Here is an 18,902-nt window from a genome sequence, read left to right on the forward strand (position 1 = left end):
TTTCACGGTATATCATCTAGAGTTTTAAATTCATATCCCTCGGCTTTAATACTTTTTATTATTCGATCAAGAGCTAAAGCATTGTCTTTTGAAACAGCATGTAAAAGTATGACAGCTCCCGGGTGTAGTCTTTTCATAACAGTATTATAGCTTTCCTCTGGTCCTCCAGGAAGTGGCTGCCAATCAGCCATCGCTAAACTCCAAAAAACTGTTCTATAACCTAACGATTTTGTAATATACAAGGTTCTCTCACTATACTCCCCTTTTGGCGGTCTAAAATATTTCATCTTTTTACCTGTCAGCTCTTCAAACATATCTCCTAACTTAGTTATTTCCTTTTTTACTTTTTCATCAGATAAAGTAGGTAAGCTTGGATGATTCACTGTGTGATTCCCAACTATATGTCCTTCCTCCACCATCCTTTTAACTAAATCAGACTGTTCTTTTACATAGGGCCCAGTTACAAAAAAAGCAGCTTTTACATTGTTTTCTTTGAGTATATCTAATATTTTAGGTGTATAGCCATTTTCATATCCTTCATCAAACGTCAAATAAACTACCTTTTTTGTCGTGTCTCCTACAAAAATCGCATCGTATTTTTTTATAAGCTCCATCGCCCGAGAAGTAATTTCTGGAGTTTGATGATTTGGCAACACTCTTAGTCCCCAACTATACAAAGTGTTATCCAGATTTTCTGTGTTGGTATAAACAGTCTTGTTAACCGTATTAGACACCTTTTCTTTAGGTTTCTCCGCAGGCTTTTGTAAAACTTTGTCTTGCACTTTTTGTGTTTCTGCCCTTGTAATGTCTTTTTTAGCTATTCCACAAGAAGCAATTGAAAAACACAACAAAATTCCCATTAAGATAGAGAATATTTTCCTTACCATAACCATACCTCACTTCAATTTTTCTATATTTCTTTTTTATTTTTTCTCTATATAAACATAATATTCTATCTTTATTTGGAAGTATTTTTGTATACTTCACATACAGTATCTCTGCAAGGGCAGAATTTACATAAAACAAAAGAAGGATTTAATTCTGGAGAATAATCTCCTTCTTGCATTTTTTTCATTTGCCTTAATATATTAAAAAGTTCTTTTCTTAAGTGTCGCCTATTATAAACCTCAAACATAGTATTCCTATAAACTATTCGCCCTCTTCTTACTCTTTTTTGGTATACATCTTCTATTATTAAAAAATATGCAACTAACTGCATAACATCTTTATAATAAGGTGAATCACTAGCTTCACTACTTTTTAATTCTACAGGGACTAATTCGTCTCTCAGCTGATAAATGTAATCAGGCTTTCCAGATAAACCATATTTGTCAGACTTTAATAACTTCCCATATACTACTCCCTTTTCTTTTACCTCTTGCGATTTATCTATGTAGATTATTTTGCCTCCTCGAAATCCTATGCTTCTTCTCATTTTTTTATAAAAAGGCCTCTGTTCTATAACTGACTGAATAAGCAAATATATAGTAAAAAATAAAAAAACTATATTGAGAATCATTTTAAAACCCTCATAATCACAATTATCAATAAAATAGCTATAATTCCAAAAATAATCGCATACTTTTTATATCGCAATTTTAGAATATCCTTATAATATTTTTCATGATATTCTATCCCTTTCTTAAAGTTACTAAATTGCAAATCTTGTTCTTTTGGCTCTCTCAAACTATTGATATACTCTATTCCATATTTTTTTATATAATACCACTGATAGGGGCAATAAAGAAATTGATTTATCTCTGTCGCAGATATATACTTATCCTCTTTTTTCATAATATAACACCTTTAAAAACAATATTTTTACAAACTTATTATACCATATAAAAAAACGGGGTAAAACCCATTTTTACCCCCGTGGATCGGCTACAACAAGAACATCTATGAATTTGGTACCTTTCATTATTCTTCTAACAATAGAACCCCTTATTATTTCATCAATTCTTCTTCTCACAGACTGTCCTACTACAATTTGAGTAATTGCATTTTCTTCAGCAAACTTTATTATAGCCTTAGCAGGGTCATTTGATTTGACCATATAAAACTTTGCTTCTAACTTGTTGCACAGCATTGTAATTTCATCTAATTTTTTGAGTTTTTTATGGTCTCTTAAGTCATCATCATTGTAAACATGCAAAACAAAGAGGTCTGCTTTAAGCATTTTAGCTAACCTATAACCTCTTCGTATCAGATACTCTGCATTAAATCTTAAATTTACGCAAACCAATATCTTTTCTTGTGCTCCCTTTAATCCTATAACGTTTTTCCTGTTTCTATATTCCAAAAGCCTATCGTCAACCTCATTAGCTACTTCTCTTAAGGTAAGTTCTCTTAACGCGGAAAGGTTACCAACTCTAAAAAAATTGTTAAGAGCAGTTTCAATCTTATCGTGACTATAAATCTTTCCATTTTTAAGTCTCTCTATCAAAGTCTCCGGGGAAACATCAACTACTTCTACTTCATCGCATATTTCCAGAAGTTTGTCAGGAATAGTTTCTCTTACCCTTACATTTGTCATGCGGTTTATATAGTCATTAAGACTTTCAAAATGCTGGATGTTAACAGCAGTCATCACACTTATGCCGTTATCAATAAGCTCCAAAACATCTTGATATCTCTTTTCATTTTTAGAACCAGGCGCATTTGTATGAGCTAATTCGTCTACCACCACAACCTGGGGTTTTCTCCTTAAAATAGCCTCCAAATCCATTTCCTTAATAATTGCACCTTTGTAATTTATTTCCTTTAACGGAATAATTTCAAGGTCCCCTATCTGCTCCTCAGTGTCTTTTCTTCCATAGGTTTCTACAAAACCTATTACCACATCTATACCTCTTGCCTTCATTTCATTGGCATCTTGCAACATGTGATAGGTCTTGCCAACACCGGGAGCCGCTCCAAGATAAATTTTCAGCCTTCCTTTATTAGCTCTTTCTATTTCTCTTAAAAAATAATCAGGGGACTTTTTTGCCATCATAAAGCCTCACTTTTTATTTTTCTTAATTTCCTCTAATAAGCTTAAATTTAATTTAAGCACATTTACCCGGGGTTCTCCAAAAATGCCTAAAAATCTGCCTTCAATATTTTCATCCACAAGTTTTTTTACAACTTTTTCCGGTAAATTGTTTGCTTTAGCTACTCTTTCAACTTGTAAATATGCGGCTTGCGGAGAAATATGGGGGTCTAATCCTGAGGCAGAAGAAGTAACTATATCTGCAGGTATATCACTTTTTGTTACTCCAGGGTTTTTCTTTAAAAACTCTTCAATATTTTTTTCCACTTCTTCTTTAAATTTAGGATTAGATAAAGCGTAATTAGTGCCACCCGAAGACTCTGCATTGTAATCCACAGCAGAAGGTCTTCCCATAAACCATTTATAATCAGTGAATTTTTGTCCAATAAGCTCAGAGCCCACTGCCTTACCATCTATTTTAATTATACTACCTTTTGCCTGATAAGGAAATATTAAATTTGCAATTGCTGTCATAAAAAAAGGGTATACAAGACCTATTAACACCATTAAAACAAGCGTAAATTTAATCGCCCTTTTAAACTCACTCATATCAAATCCTCCAAATTAAAAGATAGAAGATATTATTAAGTCAATAAGTTTTATCCCAATAAAAGGAGCAATTAATCCTCCTAGCCCGTAAATCAGCAAATTTCTTAGTAGTAGCGCATTAGCACTCATTGGCCTATATTTTACTCCTCTCATAGCAATAGGAATTAAAATAGGGATTATAATGGCGTTAAATATTAAAGCTGATAATATTGCATTAGTCGGTGAGGAGAGCTTCATTATATCCAACACCCTTATTGATGGCAATGTACCAGATATAATAGCAGGAAGTATTGCAAAATATTTAGCAACGTCGTTGGCAATGCTAAAAGTGGTCAACGCTCCTCTCGTCATGAGAAGCTGTTTACCAATTGCTACTACTTCAATAATCTTTGTAGGGTCAGAATCAAGGTCCACCATGTTTGCAGCTTCTTTAGCAGCCATTGTACCACTATTCATTGCAAGTCCCACATCTGCTTGGGCAAGAGCTGGTGCATCATTTGTTCCATCTCCTGTCATTGCAACAAGCCTTCCTGCCGCCTGTTCTCTTTTAATCACATTTATCTTATCCTCTGGTTTACTTTCTGCAATGAATTCGTCAACACCAGCCTCTTCTGCTATTGTTTTTGCAGTTAAAGGATTATCACCTGTTACCATGATAGTTTTAATACCCATCGCTCTAAGCTGTTTAAAACGCTCTTTCATCCCAGGTTTTATAGTATCTTTAAGGTATATTATTCCTAATACTTCCTTGTCTCTTACTACAATAAGAGGAGTGCCACCTAACAAAGCAATTTTTTCAACTTCTTTTTCTAAATCATCTGGTAGGCTTCCTCCTTGTGATTTTACATATTCTTTAACTTTATCATAAGACCCTTTTCTTACAATAGTCCCATCTTTTAAGTTTAATCCGCTCATCCTTGTTGCTGCAGTAAATTCTATAACTTCTGCTCCATCCAAAATATCTTCTGGTACCTTTACGCCCATTTTTTTTGCTAAATCTACTATTGACCTTCCTTCGGGAGTTAAATCTTTTAAAGAGGATACAAGAGCATAATATGTAACTTCTTCTTTTTTATGGCCGCCAACCGGTATAAAATCAGCTGCTAATCTATTTCCAAAAGTGATTGTGCCTGTTTTATCTAAAAGCATTGTATCGATATCCCCTGCAGCTTCTACTGCCTTTCCAGACATGGCAATTACATTAAAGCGGGTAACTCTATCCATACCTGCAATACCTATCGCAGAAAGAAGCCCACCAATTGTAGTTGGTATTAAACAAACTAGCAAAGCAATCAATGTAGTAGCGCTTATTCTTACATGGACAAATTTAGCCATAGGGTATAAGGTCATAACAACAATTATAAAAATTATTGTTAAACTGACTAAGACAGTGGTCAAAGCAATTTCATTAGGAGATTTTTGCCTTTTAGCTCCTTCTACCATCTTTATCATTCTGTCTAAAAAAGATTCCCCTTCATCTACTGTCACTTGAACTTTAATGCTATCGCTTATTACTTTTGTCCCACCAGTAACCGAACTAAAATCACCACCAGCTTCTTTTATAACTGGTGCAGATTCACCTGTTATTGCAGACTCATCAATTGCAGCAAGTCCTTCTATTATTTCTCCATCAGCTGGAATTATATCTCCTGCCTCACAAAGCACTATATCACCTTTTTTAAGCTCAGAGGATTTAACCATTTTTATACTTCCATCACTCATAATGAGTTTTGCCATAGTCTCTTTTTTTGTCTTTTTAAGAGTATCTGCTTGAGCTTTTCCTCTTCCTTCTGCCAGTGCTTCTGCAAAATTAGCAAAAAGCACTGTTACAAACAATATAAAAGTGATTAAAGCGTTATATCCCACTTCATTGTAAGTACTTCCAAAATAAGTAGGAAATATTGTAGCCAAAAGAGTAATAAGGGTTCCCACCTCTACTACAAACATGACTGGATTTTTATACATATACAGAGGATTTAACTTTATGAAGGAATTTTTTATGGCTCCTATCACTATTTCTCTGCTCCAAGTTTTTACTTCTCTTTTTTTCTTCATATCTTCTTACCTCCATTACGTCATGCTTAAAAACTCAGAAATAGGACCCAGTATCACGGCAGGAAAGAAGGTAAGCGCTCCAACAATTAACACCACGGCTATGAATATAGTGCCAAAAATAACATTGTCAGTTCTAAAAGTACCAGGCGATGGTGGTGCAGGGATTTTCTCCGCCATAGAACCTGCAACAGCTAACATAAGAATAATGGTTATATATCTCCCAAAGAACATAACCAAACCTGTCATTATATTCATAAACACGGTATTCCCTATAAATCCTGCAAACTCAGAACCATTATTTGCCGCCGCAGAAGAAAACTCATACAAAACTTGTGTAAGTCCATGATACAGCGGATTCGTTACAGAAGATACTCCCACTTTTAGCATCACTGTCAAAGCAGAAGAAAAAAGTATCAAAAAAGGATGAACTAATATTGCAATGGCAATAAGTTTTATTTCTTTAGTTTCAATTTTTCTCCCTAAATATTCTGGAGTTCTCCCCACCATAAGCCCCGTCAAAAATACAGTCAGCATCGCATACATAATTATATTTTGCAGCCCTGCTCCATCTCCTCCAAAAATAGTATTTAACATCATGAGGATAAGTGGCACCGCTCCTCCTAAAGGTGTATAAGAATCGTGCATACTGTCAACAGAACCTGTGGTAAAAGCAGTAGTCACAGTTGCAAATAAGGCAGACTGTGAGACTCCAAAGCGTACCTCTTTTCCTTCATAATTTCCATAAGGTGTACCATCAATATGTAATTTCGAATATGCCGCTCCTGGATGACTTTCCGCATAAACTGCTCCAACAGCCAAAAGAATAAAAATCACAAACAAGGAAATGTATAATACCAAAGCGTGTTTTTTATTGTTTATCATTAATCCATAAGTGTAAATTAAAGATGCAGGTAATAGCATCATAAGAATCATCTCAATCATATTGGTAAACCAAGTAGGATTTTCAAAAGGGTGAGAAGAATTCGCCCCAAAAAATCCACCGCCATTTGTGCCTAAGTGTTTAATTGACTCCAATACAGCTACGGGACCTGTTATAATAGTTTGTCTGCCACCTTCCAATGTATCTACAGCTATTTTCCCTGTAAAAGTTTGAGGTACTCCCTGCCATACTAGTATAAGAGTGACAACCATAGAAATAGGAAGCAAAAGCCTTACCGTCACTCTTACAAAATCCGCATAAAAATTCCCTAACAATTTTGTCTTTTTACCAAGTCCTCTCATTATAGCTGCTGCAGTTACTAACCCTGAAGCCGCAGAAGTAAACATCAAAAATATAATTACAATCATCTGACTTAAAAATGTAATACCATTTTCCCCAGCATAGTGCTGAAGATTTGTATTTGTCATAAAGCTTATTGCCGTGTTAAAAGCAAGAGAAGACTCCATGTTTTTAACTCCGGTGGGATTTAAAGGCAAAAATCCCTGTATTCGCAATATAATATACCCAATTATCATCATCACAGTATTAACAAGCAAAAAGGACAATGCATATTTTTTCCAATCCATTTCTTCTTGTGCATTGATCCCTGAAAGTTTATATATAAAATTTTCTACAGGTAAAAAAACTTTATCCAATTTCATCGGCTTATACTCAAATATTTTATACATATAAGTACCAAAAGGTTTAGTTAAAAAAGCTATTATCACTATCATAACAAAAAGTTCTATATTCGAATACATGTACTTTCCTCCCTTAAAATTCTTCCGGATGTATTAAAGCATAAAACAAATAAAGGAGTAAAAGAAAAAAAACTACATACAACAAGGCCACCTTTAATACACCCCTACTTCATAAGAATTAGCTTCTACCAAATCACAACACCATTTAACTATTCCTTTTACAACATAGTACAATGTTACAAATCCTAATAGAATTATAAAATCCATATTCTTCTTCACCTCTAATTATTATTATCGATTTTTTATAAAAATATTAAATTTAAACATAAAAAGCCCGCACTTTTTTTATGAGGCGGACTACATGACAACACTTTTATATATTGTCATGTCTTCCATCATTTTTGTTAATTTATTTACTATTCATTGTACCATATATATTATATTATTCAACTCAATAAACATCAAAAAGGCTTTTATGCCTTTAAATTCTTTTTTGCGCAAAAAAATAGGATGTAAAGCGTTACAACTATTGTATACTATGTAATCTATCGCTTTACATCACTTTCCAATTGTTTTTATAAAACGCAAAAAGAAATTTTAGTTTTGTATAATATTTTTAATTTCTTTTTCATACATTGAAAATAGCTCTTCAGCTCTCTCTTTTGTAGGAGCTTCTATATAAATATTACAAGCAGGTAATTCATAATCCGGTACTACTAACACCCATGAATCTTCTTTAATAAACTTTAAACCATCTAAAAATTCTGATCCCCCATCGGCCTTTTCAAAAAGCATTCTTATTATCTTCCCTTTATCTTTCCAATTGCATTTTATACTTTTGGATATTCTGTATCTTAAAGGAAAACTATCTTTTATAGAGGAAAGTTTTTGAGAGGTATGTTGTAAGTATTCTAAAAGGTCTAGTAAAAAACTAAAGCCGTCAAAATCTAAATTAATCTGTAGGTCTTTTTCTATACCTTCCTTCGACACTATTGTTTTCATTCTATCTTTATGAGAAATTTTGCTGCTTACAGTCTCAATCGCAAATTCCTTTGCAAATTCTGTCAAATATTTGGAACTATCAAAAGGAATTACAAATTTTTTGGCACCTCGTTCTTTAGCAATTAACATTCTTATAAACTCAAGTTCATCTTCATCAAATTCTCTTCCCTTTTCGTCGTAGAGTTTAACTTTTTCTCCATTTTTATAAAAAAGTACCCCTACATCATAAGACTCCTCTGCTATAAAAAACTCATTTTTACCTACCGCTTCTAATAGCAGTTTTGTTTTTTCATTGTAAGGTTTAATTTTAAAACTTTTATATGCAGTCCTTTTTTCAAAAAGAAAGTTAAGATAATCATTGTTTATATCAATTTCTCTTATAAATTTTAAATTTTTCCCATCAACTCGTTCAATATCATATATCCTCAATTTGTTCTCTATTTTCTTTTCTAAGTTTCTATCGATATCACACCCTTCTTTATCGAGAAACAAAATCCTTAAATTTCCTTCTTCTTCCTCTACATAGATTCCTCCTCCACACTTATTTTTCTTAATTCCATATCTTAAAGTGGGTAAAAGAGTATTATTGGCTTTTAAGACCTCACAACCACCAGATACAAGCCCAAAACTTATTAAATCGCTTATAAATTGAGATACAATATCTCCATCGTGTCCTATCAACACACTGCTATTCACTATATTCCCAAAAACTTCCCCCATTTCAACTGCAATTTGAGGAGTAATATCCTCATTAAAAACTCCTTTAATCCCCCTATATCCAAAAGTCAAAGGCTTCCTTCCATTCCCCCACACTACATCTTTTGTGATTACAGAACCTTCGTCTATTATTTTATAGGGCCATATCTTTACCTCTGGCTTTATTTCAGCAAAGGACTTTATTTTACAACTCTCCCCTATAACACTGTTTTCGAAAATTCGGACATTATTACCAATTCTCACTCTATTGCAAACTACACAACCCCTTAATTCACAATTTTTATCTACAATTATTTCATCCCATAATACAGCATTTTTTAAACTGCTCCCTTCCTTTATATGGTTATTTTTACCAATTATTACGTTAGGTCCTACAACAGCGTTAGCTCCAATTATTGCATTGTCCCCTATAATAACAGGAGGGGTGATTTTAGCTTCAGGAGAAATTGTAACATTTTTACCTATTATCTTCCCCTCTTTCAATAACTTATCTTTATATCCTAAATTTACCCTTCCTTCTAAAATATCAAAATGACTAGTGATGTATTGATTGGTATTCCCTATATCACACCAATATCCTCCTGTAACATAACCGTACATTGGAATATCATTTTTCAACAACATAGGAAATAAATCTTTACTAAAATCAAAAGGTTTATCTTGAGGTATAAACTCCAATATTTCTGGTTCTATTATATATATACCCGTATTTACTGTATCGCTAAACACTTCTCCCCAAGAAGGTTTCTCTAAAAATTTTTTTATTTTGCTTTCCTCATCCACAATCACAACACCATATTCCAACGGCACATCTACTCTTGTCAAAATGAGAGTAACTTTTGCCCCTTTCTTTCTGTGAAACTCATAAGCTTCTTTTATATTAACATCAGTAATTACATCTCCGCTCATAACAATAAAAGTATCATTTAGAAAGTCTCTAGCATTTTTGACACTGCCTGCCGTCCCTAACGGCTTATCCTCTATATAGAATTTTATTTCATCCCCATATTCTTCTTCTAAATATTTTTTAATTTTTTGAGGCAAGTAAAAAAGCGTAACAGCCAAATCTTTAACTCCATATTTGTGTAAATGTTCCACTATATGTTTTATCGCAGGTTTATTTACCACAGGTACCATAGGTTTAGGTATATCGGCTGTTAAAGGTCTTAGTCTACTTCCTTCTCCACCCGCCATAATTATCCCTTTCATCTAACCACCTCTAAAAAATATTATTAGCCTCTAATTGTAGTGTTTTTATTTAATGAAAAATTATTCATTTTAAGATATTGGCAACATAAAATTGAAATAAGAAAGGAACTTTGCGGGGGAATAAAAATGATAATCTCTTTAATATACTTTGTGTCAGGAATAGGAATATTTATTTGGGGAATTTTCACCTTAACAAATGGATTGAAAGTCTTCTCACAGCAAAAAATTTCTCAAGTTATTAATAATTTTGCAAATAACTTATTAAAATCAATAATAATAGGTTTTTTTATAACATTGATTATTCAAAGCAGCAGCATGATCACTGTAATCGCAGTAACAATGGCAGGAGCAGAGCTTTTAACTCTTAAAAGCGCAGCAGGTATAATTATAGGTTCCAACATTGGAACTACTATTGCCGTGCAGCTTTATGCCTTTAATCTGTTTAAAATAGCCCCTTATTTAGTTTTTATAGGTTCTGTATTATATTTTCAAAATTACAATATTAAACTAAAATTTATAGGAAATGTACTCTTAGGATTTGGGTTAGTATTTTATGGTCTTAAGATAATGGAACTGGGTACAATACCTCTTAAAAAAAATTCTAACTTCGAGCTTATTAGTGCTAATCTCTCAAATCCTTTCTGGGGAATTCTTGCTGGAATAATCACCGCGTTAATTCTTCAATCAAGCAATGTAGGTATAGCAACATTACAAGTTTTAGTTTCCTCTCAATTAATGACCTTACCTCAAGCATTACCAATAATATATGGTTTAAATATTGGAACTTGCTCAGAGGCTATCATATTGAGCTTTGCCACTAACAAAGAAGGGAAAAAAATAGCTCTCTTTAACATTTTTTTAAATATAGTGAGCACTATACTGTTTTTACCTTTTACAAATTTCTTCGCAGAGTTTTTAAAACTCGTCTCCCCCTACAATCTTTCAAGGCAGGTGGCAAACGCCCACACATTTTTTAATCTTTTTTCTGCACTTTTGATAATTCCTTTTCTTAAGCAACTTTTTATTTTGATAGATAAACTAGTAGATAAATAAAAAATTCATTTAATAGGAATCCTAATATTAAAGTTATTTCCAAGGTGGTAACAATGAACAAAAGATTAGAAGTTAGCGATTTATTGTTTTTAATGATAATTTTTGAGATTGGAACTTCAGTACTATTTTGTTTAGGAATTGAAGCAAAACAAGATTGTTGGCTTTCTATTTTAATCGCAATGCTTATTTCTCTGCCAATTATATTTATGTACGTCTCCTCCTTTGAAAAAACGCAAAAAAATCTTCCACAGTTACTTGAGTTTGTTTATGGGAAATATATAGGTAAAACTTTATCTCTAATTTATGCTCTGTACTTTTTATATATTGCTTCGAGAAACGTAAGAGATTATGTAGAACTCAGTGTAAATACAATATATTCTCGAACACCCACATATATTTTTTCTTCTTTTATGCTTATATTGGTAATGTATTACATCTTGTTTGATATATGTGTACTTGCCCGCGTTGCTAAAATTTTGCTCCCTCTTATTTTATCTATTATGGCTTTTCAAGCAACTATGATAATGGTAGGAGATAATTTTAGTTTTTTAAGACTTTTACCAATTTTAGAAAATGGAATTGTTCCCGTAATCAAAGCAGCAATTCCTCTGATTGTAACTTTCCCATTTGGTGAACTTATTGCTTTTACTACAGTTTTTGATAAAATAAAACAAAAGGAAAAAATAAAAAACATAATGCTGATAACCACTGTTTTTACTGGTCTACTATTGTCCTTTAACAATATCATTATAATTTCCTCTTTAGGAGCAGCTGAAGCTTCAAGAGAAAATTTCCCATTGTACCAAGTTATAAGATTAATAAATTTGGGAAATTTAAAAAACCTAGATACTTTGTATGTATTTATAATGATTATAGGGGTATTTTTTAAGATTAGCGTATTTACTTATGGGGGACTTACCATGATAAAAAAGGCATTGGAATTAGAAAGTTACAAACACCTGCTTTTCCCTGTTTTGTCGATGATTTTTGCTGCTTCTTTTATAATTGCCGATAGTTATCAAACACACATACTTGTGGGTCTTAAACTCACTCCTTTTTACATACATATACCTCTACAAATAATTTTACCTATGATTACCTTTCTATTTTTAAGCATAAAACAAAAGAGAAAGCTTTAAAAGCCTTCTCTTTTATTCACTTATTTTATACATATTCCAAGGTTTAAATTCTATTTGATGCTTATAATGCTTGAAAATACTGACCTTCAGGCAATATAGAATCTTTATTTTTCTCTTATTCCCACACTTTTCCCACAGTAAAATTTTTACTAAAATACATATGCACTTTTCATTTTTATAAAACCAAAAAGTGCAGCCAAAAGAGTGCTGCACTTCTATTTTGCTGTTTTTTCTTTTTTCATTTTTTCATGATATTCTCTTACAGTCATGGCATTTGGATCTGTATTTATTTCGTGTACGTAGATGCATTCTATGTCTTTCATATTATCGCTTGTTGCATAATCTACACAAAAAACTTTGTTATCTTTAATAATTTCAGTGCTTATGAATGTGTAAACTTTAGGGTATTCAGTAAACAATTCATTCATTTTGTTTGTTAAGTCTTGTTCAGTTAAAATACTGTTTCTCAAAAATCTTTTTACATCAGAACTGAGTATTAGTCTCATAAAACAACACTCTCCTTTTATAAATTTTGTTAAAGAGAGTGTCCTTAGGGACAAAAATATAAAAAGGGTATACACTCTCTTTAACCCAGTGTATACCCTTTTATTGACTTCTTGTTTTTAGTATAACCATTTTTATGACTTTTGTCAAGATAGTTTTATGACTATATCTTTTTCTCTAGGGTGAAAATTCTCTCCTTTGTTAACAACAGTTTTTATAAGAATTTCGTCTGCTCTTGTAAATATTCCCGCTACAGTAATGTTAGCAAAAGTATTTATAATAACAAAATCTTGGTTAATCTTTACCTCTCCAAGTTCTTCTTCAGCACTTTTGATCGTATCAATTACCAAATCTTTAATAATGTTTCTATCTCTTATTCTATCTAACGAATGATCAGAAAATTCTATCCAAACTTCTGTTCCCCACAGCTCTATTAATTTGTAGTTTTTCAAAGTATTCCCCTCCTTAAAAAATTTATAAGAGAGGCAGAAAGCCTCTCTCATACAACGTTTTTGTTTTTTTGTTTACTTAACATTAGAAGATAGTCGTCAATTCCTTTATAAGCAGGGTCCCAGGTTTTTGTTTGAACTTTAAACCCAGCCTTTATGAGTTTTTCTTTCAGCTTTGTTTTTGCTTTCTGCACAGCTGGGTTTGTCAGTATGTCCATATCAAATGCTATATACACTTTTTTAGCTCCCAGCTGTCTTAATACGACTTCTATACCTTTTACTGCTGTAACCCCAGGAACGGATACAAATGTAACTCCTGATAGATAGTGTGCTACGTCAGCTTTTAATGGTCCTTCTGTGATAACTATAACTTCAGAAGGCTTTCCATGCACACCCTGCCACGCATGAGCAGGTGTGCCGTTTAATTTATCACGGGAAGAAAACCAGACATATTTTCTTCCCTTTTCTTCTTCATCAAGCCGTATCTGAAAGCCCTGTATCCGTCCCTGCACGTCTTTCACAGGGATCCAAAAACCTTTATAATCTACAAAGTCCCAGTATTTTTCCTCTTCTTCTTCTCTTTGGTAAAAGCCTGGAATGCCTTTTAAATTGTATCCTTCTTTTATAAGTTCTCTGCATATTTCCTGCCTCTGTTCAGGTTCTTCTGGCAGAGATTTGTAAAGGTTATTGACTGTCATTTCCCATGAAAGGCCTCTCCTGAGAAGGTTTTTGCGGTGATGTGGCTCTAGCGTAAGTTTGTTCAGAAACGCTCTGTAAACTTTGTCCCTTATATATATTGAAGCGACTGAATTATGCTTTATTTTGGGTGTGATTTCTTTATATGGTTTGACTTCAGGAATATTCCCTTTTGCAAGCTCATCATAAGCATCTTTTCTATCCAATCCTGTAAGTTTTGCATATAAGTCTACTACGTCTCCGCCTTCTCCACAGCGAACACAGTAGTAGACGTTTTTTGATATATTTAAATAAAGGTGTCCGTGTTCAGGGTTTTTTGAGTCCCCGCAGAACGGACACCTTGCAACGTATTCTTCAGAAGAAGCTCTTTTTAGAATTGTGATTCCTAGATTTTTTGCAGTGTCTATAATATTAAAATCTCTATTTTTGTTCATATGCTTTCCCCCTTTAAACTTTATAGTAAATTACGTTTTTTACGCCTTTAAATAAATTTTGATTGTACGGCCATTCTGGAACAAGAATAGGTTTGTTTAAAGATATAAGCTTTTGTATCTGTCGGGGGTCGTCTTCCACATAAATGTCTGCATCCAATAAATGTTTGTCTTTTGTAAAATATACTTCAAATCCAGAAAAGTATTTTTTTACCCAATTTTCTGTAAAAGTTTTTAACTTTGGGCTTCTGCTTGTTACAAAAACAATTTCTGCATTAAGCATAGAAAAGGTTGCTATAAATTTTACTGTAGTGGTAACAAAGGTTGCATTGAAAAGAATGTTTATGCCTTCTTCATAAACCCAAAAGTCTTCTGTTAGAGCAGGGTTTGGATATGAGCTTATGTCGTATCCCAACCTTTGTAATTCTTTGTTGACATTGATAAGCGTATTATCAATGTCAAATGCAATTATTTTGCCCGTTATCGTGGAGAGTATTTTTAAAAATTTATCTAATTCTTTTATTTTCCCTGAAAAATATACTAACTGTTTCATTTTTATTTCCCTCCTTGATAAATTTAAAAAGGAGCTATACGGAGACGTACCTCCGCAGCTCCTTTTTTGTTCGCATTATAATGTCTGGTCCACCTTCAATCCACGGGCTGGCATTTTTATAAATTGTTATGACCGCTATTGTATTTGGATTATCAAATACTGCCATGTAAGCTGTTTTTAATACGTGGTCGAACACTACAAACCTTGTTTTAAGATGTTTTCGCAGTTTTTTTATTTTTGATTCTGTAGCTTGTATGGATTGAAGAATATTTTCTGGCATAAGAGACGTTCTGTTTTCTAACCTTTTTAGTGCATGTGGAGAAAAAATAATTTTTATATAATTACCCCACAAAGAAACGTTATACTCCCTCCTTTTGCTCATTTTTTTAGCCCTCCTTTACAAGGTGGAAAGCAGATTTCTTCAGTTCGCTTGTTGTTTTTACCTGCATTTGCTCCATCCACAGAAAGGGCAGTAAAGACACCCCTCTGCAGGGATTAATTTTGCTCCGCAGTCAGGACAATAAAGTTCCTGAACTGCCTGTGCAAGTTTAGTGCTTTCCTTTTTTTCTTTTTTCTTCATAAAAATTCCTCCTTTACTTTTATTTAAGATTGTATTTTTTTGAAAAATATTGCACAACTTCGGGTATTGTCTTTTTGTAGTAAGATTGGTTCTGTTTACACCAGTTTTTTAATTCTTTTTTGGTAGTTATAGGTGGGTACCAGCTTCTTCCTGATTGGATTGCATCCAATTGAGGTTCTAATTCTCGGATAAAGTCCTTAATTGTCCACCCTTCCCAAATTTCTTTTTGAAAATTGATTTTATTCATTTTCATCTCTCCTTTTTGATTTTTTTGTACCGTTTTTTATGGCAGAGGGTACAGTGCCGTGAGCCCTTCCTGACAACCTCTCCTTGTATTCTTCTCCTGTTCTGCAGAATGAGAGAGGCACAGAAACAACAGGAGAAGTGTTTTACGTCAGAATAAGGCTCTATGTACAATCAGAGCAGAAACTAGTTCTGCCCTGATTTCTTAGTTAGGCTTTTATTTTGTTTAAAATATTTGCTAATTCCTGTATGTGTTTTCTTGTGCTGCCAAATCTTATTTCTGAAGTTTGCTTCTTTGTTATAAAGCTTGTTAGTACCTCTATTTCGTTTTGGATAAGGTTGGCAATAATTTCTTTTTCCCTTTTTGTTAAACGCATGTTAACTCTGCTCCTTCTTTCGATTCTTCTGATTTGACTCCCAGAACATAATCCACTCCTTTTTGCGCTCTGCCTGCTGCTGTGAATATCCAGCTTTTGTTATTTTGCAGCTGCTTTAACCATGCCTGGATGTAGGCTGCACTGTTTGCTATTGTTCTGTCCGCAATTCCTGCATGTTGACAGAGCATTGCTGCGGTAGTGATAGGTAGGGCTTTGATGTTATCTCTGCCCTTTCCCCCACTCCAAACCGTACGTGAGACTTTCGCCTCATACGGCTTTCCAACGATTAGCCCTCTATTTTGAGTCAGACTTTGGCGTCACCGCCATTGTCCGCTTGTAATAATTCCCTGTATTTCACTAGCTACACTTCGTTTTCCACCTTGCCGTTTATATACATAAGACATCACCTCCGTGTCTTATGGTTCGTTACCCATATTTCAGGGACTTACCAAGGTGGTTTGGGAATTATTACAAAGTTAATCGTCTGGTGTCCTTTGCTCTGTACTGTTTATGTTACAGTACGTCATTGCTACTATGACACCTCCGACTTCCTGTATGCTTCCTTGCACTGCCATGCTCCACATACAGGCTCTCCCACGTTCCAGCTCACCTATCCTTTGTCGTCCTTTAGGAGGGCACTCTACTCCGGGGAACTTACACCTGTGTTTGAGCTGTAGTTGTTCACAGGCTGTTATGAGTCATTTCAGGCTCATACAGGAGTGATAAAATAGGAGTATCACTCATGGTTCCCGTATTTCCACCTTTAGATGGCGTTGCATAACGGAGCTTCAGGCATGCCTTTCTTACGTCTCCATGGGACTGGATGCCCGCCCCTATACTCATCCATGCCACTTTTGTGGGTTAGGACTTTCAGGGTACGTCTTTACCTGGCTTCATACATTAACGAATGGCAGTTCGCTAATGCATGCAGGAGTATTAGCACTCGTACCATCTCAGGCTTTGACTTGCCTTCGTTGATGTCAGCTCTGTACGGCTGGAGGAGTTTCACCTCCAGAATTCGGTGAGCCAGTTATCATGCCGTTATTGGCATGTCGGCTTTTTCTTTACCTTGTCAGGGTAAAGTTATAACCGAACGTGGCGCACCCTATTTCTGCAACCAGTTCTTCTAATGAGTAAGTTTCTGAACCAAATATGTCTTCTTCATCCTCTTTGAACCTGCCTAAACGTTTAGGGTGGCCGGTGGAGTGGATGACCTCGTGGAACAGTGTGGAATAATAATCATGGATGTTTTCAAAAAAACCTTTTTCAGGCACATTAATTATGTCTTCTACAGGGTTGTAGTATGCTGCATTAGGATCATCATGGATTATTGGTGGTGCAGTTTTATATTTTTCTATAACTTTTTCTGCTTCTTTTATAGGGTTGTGCTTTATTTTTTTGAGTTTGGAAGGAATTCCTTCGGTGTCGCTTAGGTGAAAGACGTGGTAATACCTTAAGACAAGCAGTTCTTTTTCATTTTCTATGATTTCACCTGTTTCTGGGTCCTCTTCTTCAATGATTTTTGTGTACGGCTTAAAAAATACCACTATTTCAGCCTTTGCGCCTTTTTTTACTTTACCCCCAAGCTGCTGTATTTGTTTGAAGGTAAGGTATTCTCCACCTTTTGACAGCAGCAGTACGTTTATCCCTGTATAAGGTTTTCTAGTAATGTAATTGATGGGCGGATTATCTCCCCATCCCTTTTGCCACGGGATTTCCCCTTTTTCTCTAGCTGCTGAAGTATTTTTTCCAGTACAATATCGTGTACTTTAGACATTTTTTCCTCCTCCTTTTCATTCCTGGAAAATCGAGTAGGAGGCGGTGACTAACCGCCGTCCTCTCACACCACCGTACGTACCGTTCGGTATACGGCGGTTCGGTAAATAAATAAGTGAGATTACCTCCATATATTAGGCGTAGATTTCACTAAGCACTCCTAACCTTTATCTTCGAGTTCCACTCTATTTTCTGTTAGGCAGTCCCTATCAGGGTTGACAGCTTTCAAACATGAATAGTCCATCCTAATATCTACTTAATTACTACCGTCAAGTCCTTCCCTTACCTATCCTTTCGGTAGGTTCAAACAGTACTATGACTTGAACTGACTTCTGAATGTTCAGCTATATCTCACGATATAGGTTACTCATGGAGAAAATTTATTCTCGACTTGAGCATATCATTCAGACCTCCCCGGGTAAGAACGATAACTTTCATCTCATATATCTGCCAGATTTACTGTATGGGATTCGGGTAGTGTTGGACTTCGTTTTGTAATGCAAACTCATCCGCCCCAATTCAGCCTCCTATCTGGTTTTTATTCATCAGACCGAGATTTTGCCTGCCGCTTCCTTCAGATTCCACCTCACGATGGACACCCTTGCGGTTCGGCTAGTGGTTCCCACTACCAAGCCCACAGCGGACTTTCACCGCCAAGTTATCGCCCATGCCGGGCGCACATTAAAAAGGCGGGAGCTTTTGATTGCTTCCCGCCTTTTTGTTTTTGTTAAATTAATATTAGTTTTTAGCTAAACTTATAAGTTTTTCTACTTCTTCGGCTCGTTTTTTGATGTAGTTTAAATATTCTTCAGTCGTCATATTTTTTCTTTTTTTGTAATTTTTGATGCGAATTTTATGAAGTTCTTTCATGGTTTTTGGCTCTCTCATAATTATTTC

The 18,902-nt window shown here is 34.4% G+C and carries 22 protein-coding genes; 2 read left to right on the plus strand and 20 right to left on the minus strand.

Going from position 1 to position 18,902, the window contains the following annotated elements; all coding sequences use genetic code 11:
• Nucleotides 1–2: 2 nt before the first annotated feature.
• The 8 genes from pdaA to THYS13_RS06230 form a co-directional block, all read right to left on the minus strand.
• On the minus strand, nt 3–887 hold the full coding sequence (gene pdaA / locus THYS13_RS06195) for a delta-lactam-biosynthetic de-N-acetylase (protein WP_042833621.1): 885 nt from the start codon (nt 885–887) through the stop codon (nt 3–5).
• 71 nt (nt 888–958) lie between these two features.
• A complete protein-coding gene (gene cas4 / locus THYS13_RS06200; protein ID WP_042833622.1) occupies nt 959–1,519 on the minus strand; it encodes a CRISPR-associated protein Cas4 in 561 nt (186 codons plus the stop codon).
• On the minus strand, nt 1,516–1,794 hold the full coding sequence (locus tag THYS13_RS06205) for a hypothetical protein (protein WP_042833623.1): 279 nt from the start codon (nt 1,792–1,794) through the stop codon (nt 1,516–1,518). Before THYS13_RS06205 ends, cas4 begins: the two co-directional genes overlap by 4 nt.
• Before the next feature lie 73 nt (nt 1,795–1,867).
• Nucleotides 1,868–2,995: a KdpD-like non-kinase potassium sensor gene (gene kdpDN / locus THYS13_RS06210; protein ID WP_201035659.1), complete on the minus strand. Its 1,128-nt coding sequence runs from the start codon at nt 2,993–2,995 to the stop codon at nt 1,868–1,870.
• A gap of 6 nt (nt 2,996–3,001) precedes the next feature.
• Nucleotides 3,002–3,580 carry a potassium-transporting ATPase subunit KdpC gene (gene kdpC, locus THYS13_RS06215; RefSeq protein WP_042833625.1) on the minus strand — a complete coding sequence of 193 codons (579 nt, stop codon included), beginning with the start codon at nt 3,578–3,580 and terminating at the stop codon, nt 3,002–3,004.
• Between the two features lie 15 nt (nt 3,581–3,595).
• On the minus strand, nt 3,596–5,635 hold the full coding sequence (gene kdpB, locus THYS13_RS06220; protein WP_042833626.1) for a potassium-transporting ATPase subunit KdpB: 2,040 nt from the start codon (nt 5,633–5,635) through the stop codon (nt 3,596–3,598).
• A gap of 15 nt (nt 5,636–5,650) precedes the next feature.
• Nucleotides 5,651–7,336 carry a potassium-transporting ATPase subunit KdpA gene (gene kdpA / locus THYS13_RS06225; RefSeq protein WP_042833627.1) on the minus strand — a complete coding sequence of 562 codons (1,686 nt, stop codon included), beginning with the start codon at nt 7,334–7,336 and terminating at the stop codon, nt 5,651–5,653.
• 537 nt (nt 7,337–7,873) lie between these two features.
• The gene (locus THYS13_RS06230) at nt 7,874–10,204 is read right to left on the minus strand and encodes a sugar phosphate nucleotidyltransferase (protein ID WP_042833628.1); all 2,331 of its coding nucleotides are present in this window, start codon (nt 10,202–10,204) and stop codon (nt 7,874–7,876) included.
• A 126-nt stretch (nt 10,205–10,330) separates the two neighbouring features.
• Here THYS13_RS06230 and THYS13_RS06235 point away from each other — a divergent pair, with 126 nt between their 5' ends.
• Nucleotides 10,331–11,257: a Na/Pi cotransporter family protein gene (locus THYS13_RS06235; RefSeq protein ID WP_042833629.1), complete on the plus strand. Its 927-nt coding sequence runs from the start codon at nt 10,331–10,333 to the stop codon at nt 11,255–11,257.
• Between the two features lie 53 nt (nt 11,258–11,310).
• On the plus strand, nt 11,311–12,396 hold the full coding sequence (locus THYS13_RS06240; RefSeq protein ID WP_042833630.1) for an endospore germination permease: 1,086 nt from the start codon (nt 11,311–11,313) through the stop codon (nt 12,394–12,396).
• Between the two features lie 215 nt (nt 12,397–12,611).
• On the opposite strand, the gene THYS13_RS06245 is transcribed toward THYS13_RS06240, so the two are convergent.
• From THYS13_RS06245 to THYS13_RS14400, 12 genes are all read right to left on the minus strand, one after another.
• On the minus strand, nt 12,612–12,902 hold the full coding sequence (locus THYS13_RS06245; RefSeq protein ID WP_042833631.1) for a hypothetical protein: 291 nt from the start codon (nt 12,900–12,902) through the stop codon (nt 12,612–12,614).
• A gap of 144 nt (nt 12,903–13,046) precedes the next feature.
• Nucleotides 13,047–13,352 (minus strand): hypothetical protein, encoded by a 306-nt coding sequence (locus THYS13_RS06250; protein WP_042833632.1) that lies wholly within the window; start codon nt 13,350–13,352, stop codon nt 13,047–13,049.
• A 47-nt stretch (nt 13,353–13,399) separates the two neighbouring features.
• Nucleotides 13,400–14,479, minus strand: coding sequence for a DUF3854 domain-containing protein (locus tag THYS13_RS06255; protein WP_042833634.1), 1,080 nt, complete (start codon nt 14,477–14,479; stop codon nt 13,400–13,402).
• A 13-nt stretch (nt 14,480–14,492) separates the two neighbouring features.
• On the minus strand, nt 14,493–15,029 hold the full coding sequence (locus THYS13_RS06260) for a hypothetical protein (protein ID WP_042833635.1): 537 nt from the start codon (nt 15,027–15,029) through the stop codon (nt 14,493–14,495).
• A gap of 34 nt (nt 15,030–15,063) precedes the next feature.
• On the minus strand, nt 15,064–15,411 hold the full coding sequence (locus tag THYS13_RS06265) for a hypothetical protein (RefSeq protein WP_042833636.1): 348 nt from the start codon (nt 15,409–15,411) through the stop codon (nt 15,064–15,066).
• 57 nt (nt 15,412–15,468) lie between these two features.
• Nucleotides 15,469–15,609, minus strand: coding sequence for a hypothetical protein (locus THYS13_RS14395; protein ID WP_201035660.1), 141 nt, complete (start codon nt 15,607–15,609; stop codon nt 15,469–15,471).
• A 19-nt stretch (nt 15,610–15,628) separates the two neighbouring features.
• Nucleotides 15,629–15,856, minus strand: a complete 228-nt coding sequence (locus THYS13_RS06270; RefSeq protein ID WP_042833637.1) for a hypothetical protein — start codon at nt 15,854–15,856, stop codon at nt 15,629–15,631.
• A 205-nt stretch (nt 15,857–16,061) separates the two neighbouring features.
• Nucleotides 16,062–16,229: a hypothetical protein gene (locus THYS13_RS14245; RefSeq protein WP_161485923.1), complete on the minus strand. Its 168-nt coding sequence runs from the start codon at nt 16,227–16,229 to the stop codon at nt 16,062–16,064.
• On the minus strand, nt 16,220–16,417 hold the full coding sequence (locus THYS13_RS14900) for a zincin-like metallopeptidase domain-containing protein (RefSeq protein ID WP_052210474.1): 198 nt from the start codon (nt 16,415–16,417) through the stop codon (nt 16,220–16,222). The genes THYS13_RS14245 and THYS13_RS14900 overlap by 10 nt, the downstream gene beginning before the upstream one ends.
• Before the next feature lie 876 nt (nt 16,418–17,293).
• On the minus strand, nt 17,294–17,908 hold the full coding sequence (locus tag THYS13_RS06280; RefSeq protein WP_369819213.1) for a zincin-like metallopeptidase domain-containing protein: 615 nt from the start codon (nt 17,906–17,908) through the stop codon (nt 17,294–17,296).
• The gene (locus tag THYS13_RS14785; RefSeq protein ID WP_255356294.1) at nt 17,872–18,006 is read right to left on the minus strand and encodes a hypothetical protein; all 135 of its coding nucleotides are present in this window, start codon (nt 18,004–18,006) and stop codon (nt 17,872–17,874) included. Before THYS13_RS14785 ends, THYS13_RS06280 begins: the two co-directional genes overlap by 37 nt.
• 737 nt (nt 18,007–18,743) lie before the next feature.
• Entirely contained in the window at nt 18,744–18,893 is a 150-nt protein-coding gene (locus THYS13_RS14400; protein ID WP_201035661.1) for a hypothetical protein, read from the minus strand.
• Nucleotides 18,894–18,902 lie beyond the last annotated feature (9 nt).

The sequence above is a fragment of the Thermoanaerobacter sp. YS13 genome, assembly GCF_000806225.2.
GTDB lineage: Bacteria > Bacillota > Thermoanaerobacteria > Thermoanaerobacterales > Thermoanaerobacteraceae > Thermoanaerobacter > Thermoanaerobacter uzonensis.

Coding starts and splice junctions, on each gene's coding strand:
- THYS13_RS06230 (WP_042833628.1), bottom strand. CDS start 10,204: ATGAAAGGGATAATTATGGCGGGTGGAGAAGGAAGTAGACTAAGACCT.
- THYS13_RS06265 (WP_042833636.1), bottom strand. CDS start 15,411: ATGAGCAAAAGGAGGGAGTATAACGTTTCTTTGTGGGGTAATTATATA.
- THYS13_RS06260 (WP_042833635.1), bottom strand. CDS start 15,029: ATGAAACAGTTAGTATATTTTTCAGGGAAAATAAAAGAATTAGATAAA.
- THYS13_RS06240 (WP_042833630.1), top strand. CDS start 11,311: ATGAACAAAAGATTAGAAGTTAGCGATTTATTGTTTTTAATGATAATT.
- THYS13_RS14785 (WP_255356294.1), bottom strand. CDS start 18,006: ATGTCTAAAGTACACGATATTGTACTGGAAAAAATACTTCAGCAGCTA.
- THYS13_RS14400 (WP_201035661.1), bottom strand. CDS start 18,893: ATGAGAGAGCCAAAAACCATGAAAGAACTTCATAAAATTCGCATCAAA.
- cas4 (WP_042833622.1), bottom strand. CDS start 1,519: ATGATTCTCAATATAGTTTTTTTATTTTTTACTATATATTTGCTTATT.
- THYS13_RS06235 (WP_042833629.1), top strand. CDS start 10,331: ATGATAATCTCTTTAATATACTTTGTGTCAGGAATAGGAATATTTATT.
- THYS13_RS14245 (WP_161485923.1), bottom strand. CDS start 16,229: ATGCGTTTAACAAAAAGGGAAAAAGAAATTATTGCCAACCTTATCCAA.
- kdpC (WP_042833625.1), bottom strand. CDS start 3,580: ATGAGTGAGTTTAAAAGGGCGATTAAATTTACGCTTGTTTTAATGGTG.
- kdpDN (WP_201035659.1), bottom strand. CDS start 2,995: ATGATGGCAAAAAAGTCCCCTGATTATTTTTTAAGAGAAATAGAAAGA.
- THYS13_RS06255 (WP_042833634.1), bottom strand. CDS start 14,479: ATGAACAAAAATAGAGATTTTAATATTATAGACACTGCAAAAAATCTA.
- kdpA (WP_042833627.1), bottom strand. CDS start 7,336: ATGTATTCGAATATAGAACTTTTTGTTATGATAGTGATAATAGCTTTT.
- kdpB (WP_042833626.1), bottom strand. CDS start 5,635: ATGAAGAAAAAAAGAGAAGTAAAAACTTGGAGCAGAGAAATAGTGATA.
- THYS13_RS06205 (WP_042833623.1), bottom strand. CDS start 1,794: ATGAAAAAAGAGGATAAGTATATATCTGCGACAGAGATAAATCAATTT.
- THYS13_RS06270 (WP_042833637.1), bottom strand. CDS start 15,856: ATGAATAAAATCAATTTTCAAAAAGAAATTTGGGAAGGGTGGACAATT.
- THYS13_RS14395 (WP_201035660.1), bottom strand. CDS start 15,609: ATGAAGAAAAAAGAAAAAAAGGAAAGCACTAAACTTGCACAGGCAGTT.
- THYS13_RS06245 (WP_042833631.1), bottom strand. CDS start 12,902: ATGAGACTAATACTCAGTTCTGATGTAAAAAGATTTTTGAGAAACAGT.
- pdaA (WP_042833621.1), bottom strand. CDS start 887: ATGGTAAGGAAAATATTCTCTATCTTAATGGGAATTTTGTTGTGTTTT.
- THYS13_RS14900 (WP_052210474.1), bottom strand. CDS start 16,417: ATGCTCTGTCAACATGCAGGAATTGCGGACAGAACAATAGCAAACAGT.